Origin of the sequence: Plasticicumulans acidivorans (assembly GCF_003182095.1) — a bacterium.
Taxonomy (GTDB): Bacteria; Pseudomonadota; Gammaproteobacteria; order Competibacterales; family Competibacteraceae; genus Plasticicumulans; species Plasticicumulans acidivorans.
In genome coordinates this window covers 85744-105549 of record NZ_QGTJ01000013.1, presented here as the reverse complement: position 1 = coordinate 105549, position 19806 = coordinate 85744, and the positions used below count along the sequence as shown (strand labels likewise).

The 19806-nt window shown below is 68.6% G+C and carries 22 protein-coding genes; 16 read left to right on the top strand and 6 right to left on the bottom strand.

The window, feature by feature from the left end; translation table 11 throughout:
* Nucleotides 1-174: 174 nt before the first annotated feature.
* The 4 genes from C7443_RS17950 (at nt 175) to C7443_RS17935 (ending at nt 3407) form a co-directional block, all read left to right on the top strand.
* Nucleotides 175-744: a DUF1415 domain-containing protein gene (locus C7443_RS17950; protein WP_110020176.1), complete on the top strand. Its 570-nt coding sequence runs from the start codon at nt 175-177 to the stop codon at nt 742-744.
* Between the two features lie 5 nt (nt 745-749).
* Complete coding sequence (locus C7443_RS17945; protein ID WP_110020174.1) at nt 750-2336, top strand: ArnT family glycosyltransferase; 1587 nt, start codon at nt 750-752, stop codon at nt 2334-2336.
* A complete protein-coding gene (locus C7443_RS17940) occupies nt 2317-3030 on the top strand; it encodes a phosphatase PAP2 family protein (protein WP_110020172.1) in 714 nt (237 codons plus the stop codon). Before C7443_RS17945 ends, C7443_RS17940 begins: the two co-directional genes overlap by 20 nt.
* Nucleotides 3031-3092: 62 nt before the next feature.
* Nucleotides 3093-3407, top strand: a complete 315-nt coding sequence (locus C7443_RS17935) for a hypothetical protein (RefSeq protein ID WP_110020171.1) — start codon at nt 3093-3095, stop codon at nt 3405-3407.
* Nucleotides 3408-3413: 6 nt separating this feature from the next.
* Here the strand turns inward: C7443_RS17935 and C7443_RS17930 are convergent, their stop codons facing one another.
* Nucleotides 3414-3884, bottom strand: coding sequence for a winged helix-turn-helix transcriptional regulator (locus C7443_RS17930; protein WP_110020169.1), 471 nt, complete (start codon nt 3882-3884; stop codon nt 3414-3416).
* Nucleotides 3885-4006: 122 nt separating this feature from the next.
* Between C7443_RS17930 and putA the strand changes: the two genes are divergently transcribed.
* Nucleotides 4007-7132: a bifunctional proline dehydrogenase/L-glutamate gamma-semialdehyde dehydrogenase PutA gene (gene putA / locus C7443_RS17925; RefSeq protein WP_110020167.1), complete on the top strand. Its 3126-nt coding sequence runs from the start codon at nt 4007-4009 to the stop codon at nt 7130-7132.
* A gap of 69 nt (nt 7133-7201) precedes the next feature.
* On the opposite strand, the gene C7443_RS17920 is transcribed toward putA, so the two are convergent.
* From C7443_RS17920 to C7443_RS17905, 4 genes are all read right to left on the bottom strand, one after another.
* Nucleotides 7202-7420, bottom strand: a complete 219-nt coding sequence (locus C7443_RS17920) for a Nif11-like leader peptide family natural product precursor (RefSeq protein WP_110020165.1) — start codon at nt 7418-7420, stop codon at nt 7202-7204.
* A 133-nt stretch (nt 7421-7553) separates the two neighbouring features.
* Nucleotides 7554-7970, bottom strand: a complete 417-nt coding sequence (locus C7443_RS17915) for a hypothetical protein (protein WP_146213340.1) — start codon at nt 7968-7970, stop codon at nt 7554-7556.
* Nucleotides 7971-8142: 172 nt separating this feature from the next.
* Entirely contained in the window at nt 8143-9030 is an 888-nt protein-coding gene (locus C7443_RS17910) for a pseudouridine synthase (protein ID WP_110020162.1), read from the bottom strand.
* Nucleotides 9031-9087: 57 nt separating this feature from the next.
* On the bottom strand, nt 9088-9318 hold the full coding sequence (locus tag C7443_RS17905; protein ID WP_110020160.1) for a DUF1127 domain-containing protein: 231 nt from the start codon (nt 9316-9318) through the stop codon (nt 9088-9090).
* A gap of 112 nt (nt 9319-9430) precedes the next feature.
* On the opposite strand from C7443_RS17905, the gene C7443_RS17900 reads away from it, so the two are divergent.
* The gene (locus tag C7443_RS17900) at nt 9431-10324 is read left to right on the top strand and encodes a LysR substrate-binding domain-containing protein (protein ID WP_425467108.1); all 894 of its coding nucleotides are present in this window, start codon (nt 9431-9433) and stop codon (nt 10322-10324) included.
* Between the two features lie 92 nt (nt 10325-10416).
* A complete protein-coding gene (locus C7443_RS17895; RefSeq protein WP_110020156.1) occupies nt 10417-10971 on the top strand; it encodes a cytochrome b in 555 nt (184 codons plus the stop codon).
* A 51-nt stretch (nt 10972-11022) separates the two neighbouring features.
* Here the strand turns inward: C7443_RS17895 and C7443_RS17890 are convergent, their stop codons facing one another.
* The gene (locus C7443_RS17890; protein ID WP_110020155.1) at nt 11023-11622 is read right to left on the bottom strand and encodes a CHRD domain-containing protein; all 600 of its coding nucleotides are present in this window, start codon (nt 11620-11622) and stop codon (nt 11023-11025) included.
* Nucleotides 11623-11797: 175 nt separating this feature from the next.
* Here C7443_RS17890 and C7443_RS17885 point away from each other — a divergent pair, with 175 nt between their 5' ends.
* The 9 genes from C7443_RS17885 (at nt 11798) to C7443_RS17845 (ending at nt 19456) form a co-directional block, all read left to right on the top strand.
* A complete protein-coding gene (locus C7443_RS17885; RefSeq protein ID WP_246004709.1) occupies nt 11798-12691 on the top strand; it encodes a DMT family transporter in 894 nt (297 codons plus the stop codon).
* Nucleotides 12661-13182, top strand: a complete 522-nt coding sequence (locus C7443_RS17880; RefSeq protein ID WP_246004708.1) for an HAD family hydrolase — start codon at nt 12661-12663, stop codon at nt 13180-13182. Before C7443_RS17885 ends, C7443_RS17880 begins: the two co-directional genes overlap by 31 nt.
* Nucleotides 13183-13314: 132 nt before the next feature.
* A complete protein-coding gene (locus C7443_RS17875) occupies nt 13315-13803 on the top strand; it encodes an SUF system Fe-S cluster assembly regulator (RefSeq protein WP_110020151.1) in 489 nt (162 codons plus the stop codon).
* Complete coding sequence (gene sufB, locus C7443_RS17870; protein ID WP_110020149.1) at nt 13800-15251, top strand: Fe-S cluster assembly protein SufB; 1452 nt, start codon at nt 13800-13802, stop codon at nt 15249-15251. The genes C7443_RS17875 and sufB overlap by 4 nt, the downstream gene beginning before the upstream one ends.
* Nucleotides 15252-15317: 66 nt before the next feature.
* The gene (gene sufC / locus C7443_RS17865) at nt 15318-16088 is read left to right on the top strand and encodes a Fe-S cluster assembly ATPase SufC (RefSeq protein ID WP_110020147.1); all 771 of its coding nucleotides are present in this window, start codon (nt 15318-15320) and stop codon (nt 16086-16088) included.
* 10 nt (nt 16089-16098) lie between these two features.
* Nucleotides 16099-17406, top strand: a complete 1308-nt coding sequence (sufD, locus tag C7443_RS17860) for a Fe-S cluster assembly protein SufD (RefSeq protein WP_170123682.1) — start codon at nt 16099-16101, stop codon at nt 17404-17406.
* A 2-nt stretch (nt 17407-17408) separates the two neighbouring features.
* Complete coding sequence (locus tag C7443_RS17855) at nt 17409-18656, top strand: aminotransferase class V-fold PLP-dependent enzyme (protein WP_211346203.1); 1248 nt, start codon at nt 17409-17411, stop codon at nt 18654-18656.
* Between the two features lie 19 nt (nt 18657-18675).
* The gene (gene sufU, locus C7443_RS17850; RefSeq protein WP_110020141.1) at nt 18676-19116 is read left to right on the top strand and encodes a Fe-S cluster assembly sulfur transfer protein SufU; all 441 of its coding nucleotides are present in this window, start codon (nt 18676-18678) and stop codon (nt 19114-19116) included.
* A gap of 4 nt (nt 19117-19120) precedes the next feature.
* Nucleotides 19121-19456, top strand: a complete 336-nt coding sequence (locus C7443_RS17845) for a DUF59 domain-containing protein (RefSeq protein ID WP_110020139.1) — start codon at nt 19121-19123, stop codon at nt 19454-19456.
* Nucleotides 19457-19806: the final 350 nt, after the last annotated feature.

The following is a 19806-nucleotide window of genomic DNA, read 5'->3' as shown; positions in this document are numbered from 1 at the left end:
GTGGCAGGGTTGCTGCGCCGCACAAGATTACGTGCGCGCCAAAGGCGCGAGGGTGAAAGTTTGGTCAGACAGGAGCCCGGGTTGCAGGCCGGCGGCTGGACGACTGCGGCCGGATCGCGACAATAGCCATTCCAGCCGCCGGCCCCGGGCCGCGGCGCCTGCTGTGGTGCTTCTATGTCTGCTGCCGTCACCCCCGAACAGGCCATCGCCGCGACCCGGGCCTGGGTCGAGAAACTCGTCATCGGCCTCAACCTCTGCCCGTTCGCGGCGTTTCCGTTCCAGCGCAATGCGATCCGCTACGTCGTCTGTGCCGACCCGCAGCCCGAGCAGGTCGCCCAGCGGCTGCTCGATGAGCTGAATTTCCTCGCCGAGGCCGATCCGGCGATCGCGCAGACCACGCTGCTGATCCTCACCGGCTGCTTCGAGGACTTTCTCGACTTCAACGATTTCCTCGATGTCGCCGAGGCCATCGTCGAGGAGGCGGAGCTGGGCGGCACGCTGCAGGTGGCCTCGTTCCATCCGCAGTACCGCTTCGCCGATGAGGCCGAGAACGATGTCTCGCACTGGACCAACCGCTCGCCGTACCCGGTGCTGCACCTGATCCGTGAGGACGACATCGAGCGCGCGGTGCACACGCATCCGGACATCGACAGCATCCCCAACAGCAACATCCGCCAGCTGCGCGAGCTCGGCCTGCCGGCCGTCGAGGCGCTGTTCGACGGCTGTCGCGCGGCGAAGCCCTGAGCCCGATGGCTACCGTGACGCTGAAGCGCGCGGACGCGCGTCCCGTCTGGCTCGACCTGCTGATCGTGCTCGGCGCGCTGCTGGCGCTGCATGCGCTGCCGCTGCTGGTGCACCGCGAGCTGTGGGTGCAGGACGAAGCCCGCTACGGCGAGGTGCTGCGCGAAATGCTCGAATCCGGCCGCTGGCTGGTGCCGCATCTCAACGGTCATCCGTATCCGGACAAGCCGCCGCTGTATTTCTGGGGCGTGGCGATGCTCGGCGGACTGGTCGGTCAGGGCGAGCTGGCGTTTCGCCTGTTTTCACTGCTGAGCACGCTGCTCGCCACGCTCGGCACCTGGACGCTGGGCCGGCGCCTGTACGGCGCCCGCGCCGGGCTGTGGGCGGCTTTGTGCTTCCTCGGCATGCTGGTGACGGTCGTCGTCGGCCAGATCGCGCGCATGGACATGGCGCTGACCGCCGCCACCGTCTGGGCCTGGGTCGGCCTGCTGGAGCACGCCCGCTCCGGCTCGCGGGCCGCACTGCTCGGCTTCTGGAGCGGCGCGGCGCTGGCGCTGGCCTTCAAGGGGCCGATCGCGCTGGCCTTCACGGTGGTGCCGGCGCTGCTCTGGCGCGCCTGGCACGGCCGTTTCGCCGGCGTGCGCGCCTTGCATCCGCTGGCCGGCATCGGCGGTCTGCTGCTCGGCGTGCTGCTCTGGATCGGTGCCGTGCTGCTTGATGGCGAGGGGGCGTATCTGTCGACGATCTGGCATGAGCAGATCGTCGGCCGCGCGATCAATTCCTGGTCGCACAAGGAGCCGTTCTGGTTTTATGCCGCGCTGCTGCCGCTGTTGCTGATGCCGTGGACGCTGCCGGCGGGCGAGGGGCTCTACCGCGCCTGGCGCGAGCGGCTGCCGGGGCGCGGTCTGCTGGTCGGCTGCGCCGGGGTGTCGCTGCTGCTGATCTCGCTGGTTTCCGGCAAGTTGTTCATCTACGTGCAGCCGCTGATTCCGGCACTCGCGGTGTTCGCCGGCTTCGGCTGCGAGCGCCTGCTGCAGCGCGGGCGCGTCGAGACCTGGCTGGTCTGGCCGCCGGTGATCTATGTCGTGCTGCTCGGTCTGGGCGTCGCCTACGGCACCCATGCACAGCTCGGCGATGACGGGGCCGGCTATGCCTTCGCCGTGCTGCTGCTGGCCGCGGCCGTCGGCGGGGTGCGTCTCGGCGTGCAGCCGCCGTTGCGCTGGCTCGCCGGCTGGGCGGCGATTGCCACCTTCGTGGGCTGGGTGCTGGCGGCCGGGCTGATCGCGCTGGCCAATCCGCTGTTCTCCGGCAAGCCGCTCGGCGAGGCGATCGCCCGCCTGGCGCCGGAACCGCGGCCGGTGGCGCTGGTCCATTCGACGCGTGGCATCCTCAACTACTACGCCGGGCGCCTGCTCGAAGAAGTCGACCGTCAGGACGCCGCCGCCTGGCATGCCGCGCATCCGCAGGGTGTCATTGTCATCCAGTCCGACCACCTCAAGTACCTCTTCCCCGATGGCGCCATCCCGGCGAGCTGCCGTGTGCACGAGCGCTACGAGGTCGAGCTGAAGGAATACCGTGTCATCGCCGACTGCTGAGGAATCCTTCTGGCGCGCGCTGTGGCGCCGTTCTCCCGCCCGTTTTGAGGCGTCGCTCACCGTCGCCGCGCGCGAACGGGTGAGCGTGCGGCTGCTGGATGCGCTCGGCCTGTTCGCGCTCGGCTGGCTGGCGGCGCTGCTGCTGTGTCTGCTTGGCGGCGGCGACGCTGCGGTGACCCGTCATCTGGGCGCGCTGTTCTGGGTTGAGCCGCAGCATGAGCGGCTCAAGGCGCTGACCGACGGCGGCCTGTATCCGTTCTACGTGTTCTTCATCGGTCTGTTGGTGGTCGGCTGGCGGCGGCGCAATCGCCTGTACTTCGAGGTCGCGCGGCTGTGGATCGCCGCCGAGCTGCTCGGTGCGCTGCTGGTGGTGCGCGCACTGAAGATGGTGGTTGGCCATCCGCGGCCGGATGCCGCCGCCGAGCCGGCCGCACGGCTGTTCGGTCTGGCTTGGGATTCGGCTTACAACAGCTTTCCGTCGGGGCACTCGGCCGATGTTTTCACCAGCGCCTTCTGCCTGTGTCTGCTGCTGTCGCAGCGCTGGCAGCGGGCCTACGTGCTGGGCTTCGCCGCGCTGATCGGGCTGACGCGCATCCTGCTCGCCAAGCACTGGGCCAGCGACGTGCTGGTGGGGGCGGCGATCGGCGTCGTGGTCAGCGCGCTGCTCGCCGCACGACTGCTGCGGAACCCGTAGGCGACGCTGGACTCCAAGCCTTGGCGCACACCGAGTCCTGTGCCGGTTTGCGGAGGGTCATCATGGATACGGTCGGGAATGTCCCGGTCAACACGCTTCATCGTCGCCTGCTGCCGCGGCTGCTGGCCGCGGCGCTGCTGGCGGTCGGCGTCGGCGGTTGTGTCATCGATCCGGCGCCGATTTACGTCGGGCCGCGTTATGTCGGTCCACCGGTCTACGCGGCGCCGCGCTATTACGCTCCGGAGCCGGTCTATGCGGCACCGCGCTATTACGCGCCGGCGCCGGTCTACGTGGCGCCGCCGCCGGTGATCATCGGCGGCTGGTTCGGTCATTCCTCCGGCGGCTGGCATCACGGCCCGCCGCCGCACCGCTGGTAGCGGTTTTCAGTCGAGCGGCAGTGCGCCGTCGCGGCGGACTTCATCCATGACCACGTAGGTATGCGTCTGCAGCACGCCGGGCAGCGTGGCGAGGCAATCGCCGAGCAGTGAGCGGTAGGCGGCCATGTCGGCACAGCGCAGCTTGATGATGTAGTCGAAGCCGCCGGCCACCATATTGCATTCGAGCACTTCCGGGATCTCGTTGATCGCACCGGCAAAGCGTGTGAACACGTCGGTGGTGGTGCGATCGAGGGTGATGGTCACGTAGATCAGCAGACTGCAGCCCAGGCGCTCGGGGTCGAGCTCGGCACGATAGCCGAGGATGTAGCCCTCGCGTTCGAGGCGGCGCACACGCTCCAGGCAGGGCGGTGGCGAGAGGTTGACGCGGGCAGCGAGGTCGACGTTCGCGATGCGTCCGTCCTGCTGCAGGATGCGCAGGATCTGGCGGTCGATGCGGTCCAGCGGCCGGGTCTTCATGGTGGTAAATCCTCCTCCACGCCCGTTATTTCGTTAGGTGACCGGGCTTCAAATCCGACAGTTGTTCTGCCGCGTCATTCTTATGCTGGCATCGTTGACGGCGAATTGCCGAGGAGCGAGCCATGCGATTCCATACCCCCGAACCCGCCCGCGACCCGGCCTACGCCGCCGTGCTCGCAGCGTATCGTGCCGACGAGAGCGGTGTCGTCGCCGAGCTGCTCAAAGAGGCAACCTTGCCGGCGGCACTGCGCGACCGCATCGCCGAGCGCGCCCGCGGTCTGGTCCGCGAAGTCCGCGCCAAGAGTACCGAAGGCAGCGGCATCGATGCGTTCATGCACCAGTACCAGCTCTCCAGTCAGGAGGGCATCGTGCTGATGTGCCTGGCCGAGGCGCTGCTGCGCGTACCCGATGCCGCCACCCGCGATGCGCTGATCCGCGACAAGATCGGCAGTGCCGACTGGTCGCGCCACCTCGGCCAGTCGGAATCGGCTTTCGTCAACGCCTCGACCTGGGGGCTGATGCTGACCGGCCGCTTCCTGCGCTTCGAGCGCGATGGCGCGAGCACCGTGCTGCGCCGGCTGATCGCCCGCAGCGGCGAGCCGCTGATTCGCCAGGCGGTGACGCAGGCGATGCGCATCCTCGGCCGCCAGTTCGTCATGGGGCGCACCATCGAGGAGGCGCTCAAGCGTGCGCGCGACAATATGCAGCGCGGCTACTGCCATTCCTTCGACATGCTCGGCGAGTCGGCGCGCACCGCCCTCGATGCCGAGCGCTACCTGCACGACTACGAACGGGCGATCCGCGCGATCGGCCAGGACGCCGCCGGCCGCGGCCCGCGCGTGGCCAACGGTATTTCGATCAAGCTTTCGGCGTTGCATCCGCGCTACGAGCTGGCACAGGGCGAGCGCGCCTGTGCCGAACTTGCGGCGCGTGTGCGCCATCTGGCCGCCATCGCCCGCGATGCCGACATCAACTTCACGATCGACGCCGAGGAGGCCGATCGTCTGGACCTGTCCGCCGAGATCATCGCGCAGATCGTCCGCGATCCGGCCTTCGCCGGCTGGGAAGGCTTCGGCCTCGCGGTGCAGGCCTACCAGAAGCGTGCGCGGCCGTTCATCGACTGGCTGATCGCGACCGCGGCCGGCCAGGGGCGGCGGCTGACGGTGCGGCTGGTCAAGGGCGCCTACTGGGACAGCGAGGTCAAGCGCGCGCAGGAGCGCGGTCTCGACGGCTACCCGGTGTTCACGCGCAAGGCCAACAGCGACGTTTCCTACCTCGCCTGCGCCCGCCGCCTGCTCGCCGTGCCCGAGGTCATCTACCCGCAGTTCGCCACGCATAACGCGCAGACCGCGGCGAGCATTTTCGAGCTCGCCGACGGCACGCCCTTCGAGTTCCAGCGCCTGCACGGCATGGGCGAGGCGCTGCACGCGCAATTCACCGAAAAACTCGGTATTCCCTGCCGCATCTATGCGCCGGTCGGTTCGCACGAGGATCTGCTCGCCTATCTGGTGCGCCGATTGCTGGAAAACGGCTCGAACAACAGCTTCGTCAACCGCCTGGTCGACGAGCAGGCACCGATCGATGCGCTGATCGCCGATCCGGCGGCCACCGTCGCCGCCTTCGAGCAGTTTGCCCACCCGCGCATCCCGCTGCCGGCGGCGCTGTACGGGGCGGAGCGGCGCAACTCGGCCGGTGTCGATCTCTCCGACGTGACCCAGCTGAGTGCGCTGAGCCGTGAGCTCGATGCCCTCGCCGGGCGGGCGTGGAGCGCGGCGCCGCTGATCGGTGGCCAGCTCACCGCCGGGCCGGCCAGTGCGGAGCTGCGCAATCCGGCCAGCGGCGAGGCGCTCGGCAGCGTCGTCGATACGCAGCCGGCGCAGCTGGCGCAGGCGGTCGAGCGCGCCTGGCGGGCGTTCGCGCTGTGGGATGCGACGCCGGCTGCCGAGCGGGCGGCCTGCCTGGAGCGTGCCGCCGAACGCTTCGAGAGCGAGCGCGCGGTGCTGCTGTCCCTGCTGCAGCGCGAAGCCGGCAAGACGCTGGCCGATGCCATCGCCGAGCTGCGCGAGGCGGTGGATTTCTGCCGCTACTACGCCGCCCGCGCACGCGCCGGCTTCGCTGCGCCGATCGAGCTGCCGGGGCCGACCGGCGAGAGCAACCGCCTGGAATGGCGCGGTCGCGGCGTATTCGCCTGCATCTCGCCGTGGAACTTCCCGCTGGCGATCTTCAGCGGGCAGATCGCCGCGGCGCTGGTTACCGGCAATACCGTCATCGCCAAGCCGGCCGAGCAGACGCCGCTGATCGCCGCCGTCGCCGTGCGCCTGCTGCATGCCGCTGGCGTGCCGGTCGATGCGCTGCAGCTGCTGCCGGGCGACGGCAATGTCGGTGCCGCGCTGGTCGACGACGTGCGCATCGCCGGTGTCGCCTTCACCGGCAGCACGGCGACCGCCTGGGCGATCAACCGCCGCCTGGCGGCGAAGAACGGGCCGATCGTGCCGCTGATCGCCGAGACCGGCGGCCTCAATGCGCTGGTCGTCGATTCCTCGGCGTTGCCGGAGCAGGTGGTCGAGGACGTCATCACCTCGGCATTTCGCAGCGCCGGCCAGCGCTGCTCGGCCCTGCGCCTGCTGCTGGTGCAGGACGATGTCGCCGAGCGTCTGCTGACGATGCTCGGCGGCGCGATGGCGGAGCTGCGCATCGGTGATCCGCTTGCGCTCAGCACCGACGTCGGCCCGCTGATCGATGCCGAGGCGCTCGCCGGGCTGGCGGCGCACGTGGCCGAGCTGGAGGCCGGTGCCGGGCGGCTGATCTATCGCTGTACGCTGGCGGATGGCCTGCGCGGGCATTTCCTGGCGCCGCAGGCCTGGGAAATCCCTGCGGTCACAGCGCTCGATCGCGAGTTCTTCGGTCCGATCCTGCATGTGGTGCGCTGGCGTACCGGCGAACTGGAACGCACGCTCGATGCGCTCAATGCCGGCGGCTACGGGTTGACCTTCGGCATCCACTCACGCATCGACAGCACCATCCGCGCGGTGCTGGAGCGGGTGCGGGCCGGTAACTGCTACGTCAACCGCTCGATCATCGGCGCGGTGGTCGGAGTGCAGCCGTTCGGCGGCGAGGGCCTGTCCGGCACCGGGCCGAAGGCGGGCGGGCCGCACTACCTGCAGCGCTTCGCCGTCGAGCGCACGGTCAGCGTCAATACCACCGCATCCGGTGGTAACGCCGCGCTGATGACGCTCGGTGAGGACTGAATCACGGGCAAAAAAATGGGCGCCGGATGACACTGGCGCCCGTGGTCTGCCGCTCTGGCGCAGACGGCCTCAGGCGCGCAGCAGCGCCTTGCCGAGCTTCTCGGACAGCTGGTCGGCGCTGAACTGCGGCTCGTTCGGTGGATACAGCTCGACCTCGTCGAGCTCGAAGCCGGATTCGCGCGCAAGCGTCAGCAGCTCACGCAGTTTCTGGCAGGATTTCAGTTTTTCACCGAGCTCAGTGTCGGTTTTGGCCTTGTCGGAAAAGGCCCGGATGTCCTTGATAGACATGGCGGATTCTCGTCTAAATGTGGTTTTGGTTCAATAGCTTGGCGACGGCATTGCGGTTGCGCGCCAAAATGCCGGGCGGCCATTGCCCGGCATTGTCCACACTCAAGCAAGAATGGTGCCTGCTGCTGCCGGCTCAGCTGCGGTAGGCAGGCAGCACGGACTGACCGGCGTGGCTGAGGAATTCCACGGCAGGCAGTGCACTGGCGCTGAAGTCATGGATCCGCAGCGGGCGGTAGAGCTTGATCAGGTTCTGGCGTGCCTGCTCGTCGTCGACGACGAGGGAGACATCGATCAGCCGTGCGTCGAAGTCGGCGTCGACCGCCAGTTGTTCGAACCACAGTGGCAGCATTTCCGTGCCGCTGGCGCAGATCACCTCATAGCCGCTGGCGAGCAGGCATTCGATGCGTTCACGGGCGCCGGCCTGCTCGATGCCGAACACCAGTGCCCGCGGGAGGCGGGAGGGCATATGTCCCGGATGCCAGGCCAGTGCTTCCAACAGGCCGCCCCACTGCGGTGACTCATAAGAAAACTCGACAGGCTGCATTCCCATACTGACCTCCAGCCCGTAACCCAGGCGATTGTTTTGGATCGAGACAGTCGGCATGCCGCCCTGCTTCCGACGGGAAAATTATGCGGTTGTAGTCGATATCTGTGGGGCTTTCACGTCGGGGGATGCAAGCTTTAACGAATGGTGGTTCAGTGGGTTGCGTGAGTGCGAGCGTTTACTGCAGCTCGAACCGGCTGGTGAAATGCCGCAGGCCGCCGGTGAGCGGATCGCGAAATTCCAGCTCACTGGCCAGCAATTGCAGCGGCCGTGAAAAATCATCTGCATCCGCAGGCGCGCAGAGCGGGTACAGGCGGTCGTTGACGATCGCCCGGCCGAGCGCGGCCATCTGCACCCGCAACTGGTGTTTGCGCCCGCTCAGCGGTTCGAGTCGATACAGGCTGTGGGTGCCGCGGGCATCGAGGCGTTCGATCCGCGTTTCGGCGTTGGGCTCGCCGGCGACTTCCTGCATGCGAAAAAACGGCTCGCCGGGTACCAGGCGGCTGCGGTAGAGCGCGGGCAGCGGCGGCTGTGCCTGTGTCGGTGCCAGCGCCAGATAAGTCTTGCGCACCGCACGCTGCGGGAACAGCTGGCTGTAGAGGCCGCGGCTGGCCGGGTTCAGCGAGAACACCACCAGCCCGGCCGTTTCGCGGTCGATGCGATGCAGCGGCACCAGCGCGTCGAGGCCGAGGCTGCGGCGCAGGCGTACCAGCAGGGTTTCGTGCAGATGGCGACCGGCGGGGACGACCGCCAGAAAATGCGGCTTGTCGACGACCAGCAGGTGCGGGTCGCGATACAGCACCTGTTCACGGAATGGCACCGGTGTTTCCGGTGCCGGTTCGCGGTAATAAAAAACCTGCAGACCCGGGCGGACCGGCGTGCCGGCATCGAGCCGGCGTCCGTCCGCGGCGGCAACCTCGCCACGCGCGAGCCGCTGCCGCCAGCTCGCTGCCGGCACGGCCGGAAACGCCGTGCACAGCACTTCGAGCAGGGGGCCGTTCAGTGTTTCCGGTACCTGGAAGCAGCTCGGCGCGACGCCGTCACGGCTCGGCAGCGGGGCGTTCATCGATCGGTTCCTGCAGGCGGAGCGACTACTCTAGCGCAGGCTGCGGGCGCTGCGGTCTCAGTCCCGCCAGAACGGCTTGCAGCCTTCCTCCAGCGCTTCGCTGCGGCTAACGCCGATATCCTTGAGCAGGTGCGCATCGAGGTAGAGCAGGGCACGCCGCTGCTGGTAGCGGTGGAACCAGCGCACGGCCGTGGCGACGCCCCGGCGCAACGCGCGATAGATGCGCTGCGATATGCCCGGAACCCGGGCGAGCGCTGACGTTTGAGGTAAAACTTCTTCGTAAATCATGAGATTGTCCTCGTGCTTGGTGGCTTGAGGACAGCTTGGATGATGTGGATTGATTCATCCAACGAATAGGTTTTATATGATCGATCGATACTGCTGATGAGTCGTGGAGCACCTGCCGATGTCCGCCAATCTCGATCCCGAACTGCTGCGCACATTCGTCGCCATCGTCGATCACGGCGGCTTCACCGCGGCTGCGGCGCAGGTGCACCGCACGCAGTCGGCGGTATCGATGCAGATGCGGCGGCTGGAGGAAGTGCTCGATCGCACGCTGTTCGCCCGCGAGGGCCGCGGCGTACAGCTCACCGTCGAGGGTGAGGCGCTGCTCGGCTACGCCCGCCGCCTGCTCAAGCTGCACGATGAAACCATCGCCGCGCTGACCCGCCCGGACCTCAGCGGCACGGTGTCCCTGGGCACGCCCGACGATTACGTCGACCGCTTTCTGCCGGAAATCCTTGCCAGCTTCGCCCGTACCTACCCGCGGGTGATGGTCAACGTCGTCTGTGAGCCGAGCAGCAAGCTGCGGCTGCTGCTGGCAGAAGATCAACTCGATCTGGCGCTGGTGACCTGTACGCCGGGCAACGAAGGCGGCGAGGTGGTGCGCCGCGAACCGGTGGTGTGGGCCGCCGCCGAGCGGCACCTGGCCTACGAGTGCGATCCGCTGCCGCTGGCGCTGTTCCAGTCCGGCTGCGTGTTCCGCGACTGGGCGCTGGCGGCGCTGAGCCAGCTCGGCCGCCCGTATCGCATCGCCTATACCAGCGCGAGCACCACCGGCATCCTCGCCGCGGTGTCCGCGGGGCTGGCGGTGACCGTGCTCGGGCGCAGCGTCCTGCCCGCCGGCGTGCGTGCGCTGCGCGCCGAGGAGGGCTTTCCGCCGCTGCCGACCGCGAGCATCAGCGTGCTGCGCGGCCCGCGTCCGCATGCCGCCAGTGAGCAGCTCGTTGCCTATATTCGCGAAGGCTTCGGCCGCGAAGACGCCCCGCCACCGCTCTCGCTTTCCCCGGCCTGAATTCAGCTTCCATTCAGCTCGCGGGCGCAGGCTTGACGGTGTCTTTAGCCGCGGCGCCGGGGGCGGTGCCGCGGGCTTTCAGGGAGAATCCGATGAGTCTGACCAATACCGAAGACCGCTACGGTGCGGTCGCCCGTGCCCTGCACTGGGGCATGTTCGTGCTGATCGCGCTGCTGATCGCCGCCGTCGAAGTGCGCGACATTTTTCCCAAGGACAGCGGCGGTCGCACGTTCCTGATGGAACTGCACAAATCCTGTGGCGTTCTGGTGTTCGCGCTGGTGTGGCTGCGCCTGGCCTGGCGTCTGCTGAACCCGGTTCCCGAGCAGCCGGAGGGGCCGCGCTGGCAGCAGCAGCTGGCCGGCGGCATGGTCGTCGCGCTGTACCTGCTGATGATCGGTCTGCCGCTGAGCGGCTACCTGGCCTCGTCACTGGCCGGCCGACCGGTCGGTTTATTCGGCCTGTTCGAGCTGCCCAACCCGTTTACCGCCGACGAAGGGCTCGGCCACGACATCAAGGAGCTGCACGAGCTGGGCGGCAACCTGATCATCGCGCTGGTCGGTTTGCACATGGCGGCCGCGCTGTATCACCACCTCATGCTCAAGGACACGGTGCTGACGCGGATGCTGCCGCCACGCAAGTCCGCCTGAGGCGGTACCGGCCCGCAGCCTGCTGCCTGCCCGGCGCGGGCGTCTGAGCCTCTACGGCCGCGGTGTCCGGCGCCGGCGGAACACGCCGAGGCCGGCCCCGACGGCCAGCAGGGCGAGTGAACCCGGCTCGGCAATGCGCTGCACGAGAAAGCCGCGGATCTCGCCGCCGGGGAACAGGCTGCTGTGGATGTTGAGGTAGCTCGTGCCGGCGGCGAGCGCATCGGCGAGTGCGGCTTCGGCGCTGGTGATGCTGCCGCCCAGGGCGGTGACGAAGGCCGGGTTGTAGCTGGTGGCGAGACCGAGGTCGAACAGGGCGTCGTAGATACCGCTGCTGACGCCGAGCGGGAAGCCGGCAAAGGTTGGCAGCGAGGTGATCACGCCGGCGGTGCCGCTGCCGGCGGTGGCCGTCGGGCCGTGGATGTGTGCGGCGGTGGTGGTGCCGAGCAGATCGGCGAACACGATATGGACGGCCAGCGAATGGACGTCCGTGTCGATCGTCACCCAGGCGCTGCCGTGGCCGGGGGAGGCGTTGGGCGGCGCTTCCGCCGGGCCGTCGAGCGCGGCGTAGTAGCTGATCGGCAGGGCGCTGGCGAGCGGTGCGGCGGCCCCCAGCGCGAATGACAGCAGGATCGGGCGGAGTCTTGATGGCATCGTGATGAACTCCTGCAGGCTGGCCGCGGTGGCGGGCCCGCGGCATGCGCGGCGGGCGGCACGCGCTCGCTGTTGGCAAGCGTAGTGCACGCCTGCGGCCGGCTCGACGGTGTCCCTTGGGCGCATGGCCGGCGGCGATTAAGCTGTGCGGCCGTTGCGCTTCCTGGACTCAGCCATGTCCGCCGCCACCCCCGCTGAGCGGGCCTTCGCCGCCGCCATGCCGGCGCTGTTCGTCGTGCTGTGGAGCACCGGTTTTCTCGGTGCCAAGCTCGGCCTGCCGTATATCGAACCATTCACCTTTCTGGCGCTGCGCATGCTGATCGCCGCGCTGCTGCTGCTCGTCGTGGCGCTGCTGACGGGGGCGCCGTGGCCGCGGCAGCCGGTCTTCGTCGCCCGCATCGCACTCGCCGGCCTGCTCAATCAGGCGGGCTATCTGGGCGGTGTGTTCTATGCCGTCGGCGAGGGCATGCCGGCCGGCATCGTCGCGCTGATCGTCGGCGTGCAGCCGCTGCTGACGGCGGCGCTGGCCGGGCCGCTGCTCGGCGAGCGCATCGGCCGCACGCAGTGGGCCGGGCTGGCGCTCGGCCTGCTCGGCGTGGCGCTGGTGATCGCCGGGCGCGAGAGCGGGGGCGGACGCATCACGCCGGCCGGGCTGGCGGCGGCGCTCGCCGCGCTGCTGACGATTACCTACGGCACGCTCTGGCAGAAACGTCACTGCGCCGGCATGGATCTGCGCAGCGGCGGGGTCGTGCAGTACGGCGTCTCGGCGCTGGCGCTCGGTGCGTTGGCCTGGCTGACCGAGACGCGGCTGATCCACTGGAGCGGCGAACTCGCCTTTGCTCTCGGCTGGCTGGTGCTGGTGCTGTCGGTCGGTGCCGTCGGCCTGCTCTACACGCTGATCCGCCGCGGCGAGGCGGCGCGCGTCGCCAGCTTGTTCTACCTGACGCCGGCGGTGACGGCGCTGATGGCCTGGGCGCTGTTCGACGAGCGCCTCGGCGGCGTGGCGCTCGCCGGCATGCTGCTGACCGCGGCGGCGGTGTGGCTCGCCAACCGGCCGGTGCGGCGATGATCCGCGCGGTGCTGTTCGACTGGGGCGACACGCTGATGCGCGATCTGCCCGCTCAGCACGGGCCGATGTGCGACTGGCCGGCGGTCGAGCCGATGCCGGGTGCCGCCGAGACGCTGACGGCGCTGCGCCGGCGCGGCCTGCGCACGGCGCTGGCGACCAACGCCGCCGATTCCGACGAGGCGCAGATCCGCCGCGCACTGCGCCGTGGTGGCCTGGAGCATGCACTTGATGCGGTGTTCTGCGCCCGTGCGCTCGGCTGCCGTAAGCCGGAGCCGGCGTTCTTCGCCGCCTGCTGCGCGCAGCTCGGTCTGCCGCCGGCGGCGGTGCTGATGGTCGGTGACGATCTGCAGGCCGACGTGCTCGGTGCGCAGGCGGCGGGTCTGTCGGCGCTGTGGCTGCGCGTCGCGGCACCGCGGATCGTCGGTGTGCAGGCGATCGACGCGCTCGCGGCACTGCCGGCGCTGCTCGCGGCGGGGCAGCCGCCTGCGTGAATCGGGCCGCGGGAAACAACCCGGTGCGGGATACCCCGCGCAGGGGCTTCCCAAGGAGCGGGGCGCGGAACTATGCTGCGCGCAAATAGCACTTAACAGGTGCTAATTGATCCCACCCGCCACGGAGGTCCGATGATCCGCATCAGCAAGGAGACCGATTACGGCATCGTGCTGTTGTCGTGTCTCGCGCGCGAGCCCGGGGTATCGCTGAGCGCGACGGCGCTGGCCGAGCGTGGCCGGCTGCCGCTGCCGACGGTCAGCAAGATCCTCAAGGCGATGACGCGCGGCGGTCTGCTCAGCTCGCAGCGCGGCGCCTACGGCGGCTACGCGCTGGCACGCCGGCCGGCGGAGATCACCGTGGCCGACATCATCACCGTCATCGATGGCCCGATCGCGCTGACCGACTGCAGCGTCATCGAGCCGCAGGCTCCGAGCGAGGAGCACAAGTCCTGCGACCACATCGCGCATTGCCATCTCAGCGGCCACTGGGCGCCGATCAACCGCGCGATCCGTTCCGCGCTGGAAGGCGTCACGCTGGCCGATCTGACCCGGCCGAGCGACAAGGTGGTGCCGCTGGTCTTTCACGCCGCACACGAACTTTCGAGGAGTTCCGCAACATGAGCGCCGAAACCGAATCGCTGGAGCGTCTCGCCGACGGCGGTTACGCCTACGGCTTCGTCACCGACGTCGAGCAGGACACCGTCCCTCCAGGTCTCAACGAAGACGTCGTCCGCCTGATCTCGGCGAAGAAGGAAGAGCCGCAGTGGCTGCTCGACTGGCGGCTCGAAGCCTTCCGCGCCTGGCAGCAGATGCCGGTGCCGGACTGGGCCAACGTGCATTACCCGCCGATCGACTACCAGGCGATCAGCTATTACGCGGCACCGAAGAAGTCGATCGGCGAAGGCCCGGCCTCGCTCGAAGACATCGACCCGGAGATCAAGAAAACCTACGACCGCCTCGGTATTCCGCTGGTCGAGCAGGAGTTCCTCGCCGGTGTCGCGGTCGACGCGGTGTTCGACTCGGTATCGGTGGCGACCAGCTACCGCGGCAAGCTCGCCGAGCAGGGCATCATCTTCTGCTCGTTCAGCGAAGCGGTGCGCGAGCACCCGGAACTGGTGCGCCAGTACCTCGGCACGGTGGTGCCGACACGCGACAACTACTACGCGGCGCTGAACTCGGCGGTGTTCTCGGACGGCTCCTTCGTCTACATCCCCAAGGGCGTGCGCTGCCCGATGGAGCTGTCGACGTATTTCCGCATCAACGCCAAGAACACCGGCCAGTTCGAGCGCACGCTGATCGTCGCCGACGCCGGCGCCTACGTCAGCTACCTCGAAGGCTGCACCGCGCCGATGCGTGACGAGAACCAGCTGCATGCCGCCGTCGTCGAGCTGGTGGCGATGGACGACGCCACCATCAAGTACTCGACGGTGCAGAACTGGTACCCCGGCGACAAGGACGGCAAGGGCGGCATCTACAACTTCGTCACCAAGCGCGGGCTGTGCAAGGGCGCGCGCTCGAAGATCAGCTGGACCCAGGTCGAGACCGGCTCGGCGATCACCTGGAAGTACCCGAGCTGCGTGCTGCGCGGCGATGATTCGGTCGGCGAGTTCTACTCGGTGGCGCTGACGCGCGACTGCATGCAGGCCGACACCGGCACCAAGATGATCCACATGGGCAAGAACACCCGCTCGACGATCGTCTCCAAGGGCATCTCGGCCGGGCGCTCGCAGAACGCCTACCGCGGTCTGGTACGCATCCTGCCGGGTGCCGACGGTGCGCGGAACTACTCGCAGTGCGACTCGCTGCTGATGGGGGACCAGTGCGGCGCGCACACCTTCCCCTACGTCGAGGTGCAGAACCCGAGCGCTCAGGTCGAGCACGAGGCCACCACCTCGAAGGTCTCCGATGACCAGATCTTCTACCTGCAGACCCGCGGCATCAGCGCCGAGGACGCCGTCAGCCTGATCGTCAACGGTTTCTGCAAGGAAGTGTTCAAGGAGCTGCCGATGGAGTTCGCCGTCGAGGCGCAGAAGCTGCTCGAACTCAAACTCGAAGGCAGCGTCGGCTGAGCGCCGCCGCCATTGCCATCGCCAGCCGCACATTGCCAGCGTTCATCACGGAATCACTCGCCCATCATGCTTGAAATCAAGAATCTGCACGCCAGCGTCGACGGCCGCGAAATCCTGCGCGGCATCGATCTCGTCATCCGCCCCGGTGAGGTCCACGCCATCATGGGGCCGAACGGCTCGGGCAAGAGCACGCTCGCCAACATCATCGCCGGCCGTCCCGGTTACGAGGCGACCGCCGGCGAGGTGCTGTTCGACGGCAAGTCGCTGCTCGAACTGGCCCCCGAGGAGCGCGCCCGCGAGGGGTTGTTCCTCGCCTTCCAGTACCCGGTCGAGATCCCGGGCGTGAACAACCTCTACTTCCTCAAGGCGGCGGTGAACGCCGTGCGCAAGCACCGCGGCGAGGAGGAGCTCGACGCCCTCGACTTTCTGGAAAAGGTCCAGCAGCGCGCCGGCCTGGTGAAGATGGATGAGAGCTTCCTCAAGCGCCCGGTCAACGAGGGCTTTTCCGGCGGCGAGAAGAAGCGCAATGAAATCCTGCAGATGACGGTGCTGGAGCCGAAGCTCGCGGTGCTCGACGAGACCGACTCCGGCCTCGACATCGATGCGCTGAAAGTCGTCGCCGACGGCGTCAACGCGCTGCGCAGCCCCGAGCGCGCCTTCCTCGTCATCACCCATTACCAGCGCCTGCTCGACCACATCGTGCCGGACGTGGTGCACGTGATGGTCGATGGCGTCATCGTCCGCTCCGGCGGTCCGCAGCTCGCGCTCGAACTCGAAGAGCAGGGCTACTCGCTGTACGGTCGCGCGGAAGGCGAAAGCCGCCGCGCCCAGGCCTGAGGGCGCGGCGATGAGCGATGATGCAAAGCGTGCCGCGGCGCCGGATGCGCTCGGCTGCGCCACTGACTGGCTCGGCCGCGCCGAGGCGCTGGCGGCGGCACTGCCGGCGCCGCTGCGCTTCGATGAGCTGCGTGCCGGCGCCCGCGGCGAACTGCTGCAGCGCGGCCTGCCCAACCGCCGCCAGGAGGTCTGGCGCACGGTCGATCTCAACGGCTTCCGCGCCCAGGAGTTCGCCGCCGCCGCGGCGCCACGCCCGGTCGATGCCGCGCTGCTCGACGGGCTCGACGGCGCGCTGCGCCTGGTGCTGGTCGACGGCCATTACGTGCCTTCGCTGTCGCGGCGCACGGCGCTGCCGGCCGGTGTCACCGTCGCGCCGCTCGCCGAAGTCGCCGCCGAGCGCCCGCAGCTGCTGGCCGCGCTCGGCGACGTGCCGGCGTGGAACGCCGAGCCGTTCAGCGCGCTGAACACGGCGAACTTTACCGACGGCGTCGTCGTCCATGTCGCCGCCGGCGTACAGCTCGACGAGACCATCGAGATCGCGCTGCTCAGCAGCGAGGACACCGCCGCGCATCCGCGCCTGCTGGTGGTGCTCGAAGCCGGTGCGAACGCCCGCGTCACCGAGCTGCAGCGCGGCCGCGGCCGTTACTTCAGCAACCCTGTCACCGAGATCCGTCTCGGCGAGGGCGCGCAGTACCGGCATTTCGTGCTGCAGGACGAGTCGCGCAGCGCCTGGCAGTTCGCCAGCGTGCATGCCGAGCTGGCGGCCGGGGCGCAGGCCAGTCTGCACCGCTGCATGCTCGGCGGGCTGATCGGCCGCGTCGACCTGACGCTGACGCTGGCCGGCGCGGGCGCCAATGCCACGCTCGAAGGCCTGGCGCTGGCTGCCGACGGCCAGCTGCTCGACAGCCACCTGACGGTGCGTCACGCGGTCGCTCACGGCGAGAGCCGGCAGACGTTCCGCGGCGTGCTCAAGGGCAAGTCGCGGCATGTCTTCGATGGCCTGATCCGCGTCGAGCAGGATGCGCAGAAGACCGACGCGCAGCAGCAGTGCCGCAACCTGCTGCTGGCGCGCATGGCCCAGGCACAGGCGATGCCGCGGCTGGAAATCTTCGCCGATGACGTCAAGTGCGCGCACGGCGCCACCGTCGGCGAGCTCGACGAGACGGCGCTGTTCTACCTGCGCAGCCGCGGCATCGGCGAAGCCGAGGCCAAGGCGCTGCTGGTGCGCGCCTTCGCCGGTGAATTCCTCGATGGACTCGACGATGCGGGCTGGCGCGAACGCCTCGAAGCGCGCATCGACGCCTGGCTGGAGGCATGAGCATGAGTGCACAACTGCAGACCGCGGACGCGGCGTTCGACGTCGAGGCGATCCGCGCACAGTTTCCGGTGCTGGCGCAGGCGATCCGCGGCAAGCCGCTGGTCTACCTCGACAGCGCGGCCTCGGCACAGAAGCCGGAGGTGGTGATCCAGGCGGTCACCGACTGCTACCGCCATTACTACTCGAACATCCACCGCGGCGTGCACACGCTCTCGGAGCGCTCGACGGCCGCTTTCGAGCGCGCCCGTGACACCGTCGCGCGTTTCCTGAATGCGCCGCACGCGCATGACGTGATCTTCCTGCGCGGCACCACTGAGGCCACCAATCTGGTTGCCCACAGCTTCGTGCGGCCGCGGCTGCACGCCGGTGACGAGATCCTAGTCACCGAGCTGGAGCACCATTCGAACATCGTGCCCTGGCAGCTGGTCGCCGCCGAGAAGGGGGCGAAGGTGGTCGCCGCGCCGATCAGCGACCGCGGCGAGGTCGACGTCGATGCCTTCGTCGCCTGCATCACTGAGCGCACCCGGTTCATCGCCATCGCCCATGTCTCCAACGTGCTCGGCACCCTGCTGCCGGTCGCCGAGATCGTCGCCGCGGCGCACGCGCGCGGCATCCCGGTGCTGGTCGACGGTGCCCAGGGCGTGCCGCACCTGGCGGTCGACGTGCAGGCGCTGGGCTGCGACTTCTATTGCTTCTCCTCGCACAAGGTCTACGGACCGAGCGGCGTCGGCGCGCTCTACGGCCGCCGCGAGCTGCTCGCCGGCATGCCGCCGTATCAGGGCGGCGGCGGCATGATCCGCCGCGTCAGCTTCAAGGGCTCGACCTTCGCCGATGCGCCGGAGCGCTTCGAGGCCGGCACGCCGGACATCGCCGGCGTCATCGGCTGCGGCGCGGCGATCGAGTGGGTCGAGGCGATCGGCCTCGACGTCGTCGCCGCCCACGAGCACGCGCTGACCGAATACACGATGCAGCGCCTCGGTGAAGTCCCCGGCGTGCGTCTGATCGGCACCGCTCCCGGCAAGGCCGGCGTGGTGTCCTTCGTCATGGACGGCGTGCACCCGCACGACATCGGCACGATCCTCGATGGCGAGGGCGTGGCCGTGCGCGTCGGGCATCATTGCGCTCAGCCGCTGATGGACCGCTTCGAGGTTCCCGCCACGGCCCGCGCCTCGTTCGGCGTGTACAACACCCTGGCTGACGTCGACGCGCTCGTCGCCGCCGTCGAGAAAGTCCGCCACTGGTTCGGCTGAAGCCCAAGGATTCAAACACATGAGCGATCTGCGCGATCTCTATCAGGAAGTCATCCTCGATCACAACAAACGGCCGCGGAACTTCCGCGTCGTCGATCCGGCGACCCATCACGCCGAAGGTTTCAACCCGCTGTGCGGCGACCGCCTGACCGTCTACCTCGACGTTGAAGGCGATGTCATCCGCGACCTTTCCTTCCAGGGCCAGGGCTGCGCGATCTCGACCGCCTCGGCCTCGATGATGACCGAGGCACTCAAGGGCAAGCGCATCGATGAGGTCGAGCCGCTGTTCACCAAGTTCCATGACCTGGTGACCACCGACGGTCCGCTGCCGGAAGGGCTGGGCAAGCTCAGCGTGCTCGCCGGCGTGCGCGACTACCCGAGCCGGGTCAAGTGCGCGACGCTGGCCTGGCACGCACTCAAGGCCGCGCTCGCCCATCAGCAGAGCGTGGCGACGGAGTAGGCCGATGAGCAGCGTGATGCAGCCTGCCGAGCGCAGCGATATCGAAAACCGCGTCATCAGCGCGCTGAAGACCGTCTACGACCCCGAGATTCCGGTCGACATCTGGGAACTCGGGCTGGTCTACGGTATGCAGATCGACGAGGCCAGGCGCTACGCCAAGATCAGCATGACGCTGACGGCGCCGGCCTGCCCGGTCGCCGGCTCGATGCCGGAATGGGTGCAGAACGCCGTGCGCGGCGTCGAGGGCATCGACGACGTCGACGTCGAGCTGGTCTGGGAGCCGCCGTGGAATCAGGAAATGATCTCGCCACGCGCGCGGCTTGAGCTGAATTTGCTCTGATTTACCGTTGCCGACGCAGCGACTGTCTTACAGTCTGTCCTCACGGCGCCCCCAGCGGGCGCCGTGTCGTTTGGGCTTGCCGGTCAGGGCAGGACGCAGCGGAGACGCAAGGACGATGCAGGCGACACGAAGATTGCTCGACCGGCGGCGGCGGGCAGGAGCCCTGCCGGTGATCGGTGATACAAGCGGGTGCCGTTTGCCGTCGTTGCGATACTGGCGCTGTGCTTGAAGGCGCATCGCGTCGCCCGCACAACCCTCCCGAAGCTGAAGTGCTGCGCTCCGCCTGCGCGACAGGGGAGACCGCTTTCTCAGCGGTGCGTGTGGCCTGAACGTGAGCCGTTTCGACGATG

Bases quoted from the DNA above. Each gene is read 5' to 3' on its own strand.
- C7443_RS17950 (WP_110020176.1), top strand. From the start codon at position 175: ATGTCTGCTGCCGTCACCCCCGAACAGGCCATCGCCGCGACCCGGGCC.
- C7443_RS17945 (WP_110020174.1), top strand. From the start codon at position 750: ATGGCTACCGTGACGCTGAAGCGCGCGGACGCGCGTCCCGTCTGGCTC.
- C7443_RS17935 (WP_110020171.1), top strand. From the start codon at position 3,093: ATGGATACGGTCGGGAATGTCCCGGTCAACACGCTTCATCGTCGCCTG.
- C7443_RS17930 (WP_110020169.1), bottom strand. From the start codon at position 3,884: ATGAAGACCCGGCCGCTGGACCGCATCGACCGCCAGATCCTGCGCATC.
- putA (WP_110020167.1), top strand. From the start codon at position 4,007: ATGCGATTCCATACCCCCGAACCCGCCCGCGACCCGGCCTACGCCGCC.
- C7443_RS17920 (WP_110020165.1), bottom strand. From the start codon at position 7,420: ATGTCTATCAAGGACATCCGGGCCTTTTCCGACAAGGCCAAAACCGAC.
- C7443_RS17915 (WP_146213340.1), bottom strand. From the start codon at position 7,970: ATGGGAATGCAGCCTGTCGAGTTTTCTTATGAGTCACCGCAGTGGGGC.
- C7443_RS17910 (WP_110020162.1), bottom strand. From the start codon at position 9,030: ATGAACGCCCCGCTGCCGAGCCGTGACGGCGTCGCGCCGAGCTGCTTC.
- C7443_RS17905 (WP_110020160.1), bottom strand. From the start codon at position 9,318: ATGATTTACGAAGAAGTTTTACCTCAAACGTCAGCGCTCGCCCGGGTT.
- C7443_RS17895 (WP_110020156.1), top strand. From the start codon at position 10,417: ATGAGTCTGACCAATACCGAAGACCGCTACGGTGCGGTCGCCCGTGCC.
- C7443_RS17890 (WP_110020155.1), bottom strand. From the start codon at position 11,622: ATGCCATCAAGACTCCGCCCGATCCTGCTGTCATTCGCGCTGGGGGCC.
- C7443_RS17885 (WP_246004709.1), top strand. From the start codon at position 11,798: ATGTCCGCCGCCACCCCCGCTGAGCGGGCCTTCGCCGCCGCCATGCCG.
- C7443_RS17875 (WP_110020151.1), top strand. From the start codon at position 13,315: ATGATCCGCATCAGCAAGGAGACCGATTACGGCATCGTGCTGTTGTCG.
- sufB (WP_110020149.1), top strand. From the start codon at position 13,800: ATGAGCGCCGAAACCGAATCGCTGGAGCGTCTCGCCGACGGCGGTTAC.
- sufC (WP_110020147.1), top strand. From the start codon at position 15,318: ATGCTTGAAATCAAGAATCTGCACGCCAGCGTCGACGGCCGCGAAATC.
- sufD (WP_170123682.1), top strand. From the start codon at position 16,099: ATGAGCGATGATGCAAAGCGTGCCGCGGCGCCGGATGCGCTCGGCTGC.
- C7443_RS17855 (WP_211346203.1), top strand. From the start codon at position 17,409: ATGAGTGCACAACTGCAGACCGCGGACGCGGCGTTCGACGTCGAGGCG.
- sufU (WP_110020141.1), top strand. From the start codon at position 18,676: ATGAGCGATCTGCGCGATCTCTATCAGGAAGTCATCCTCGATCACAAC.
- C7443_RS17845 (WP_110020139.1), top strand. From the start codon at position 19,121: ATGAGCAGCGTGATGCAGCCTGCCGAGCGCAGCGATATCGAAAACCGC.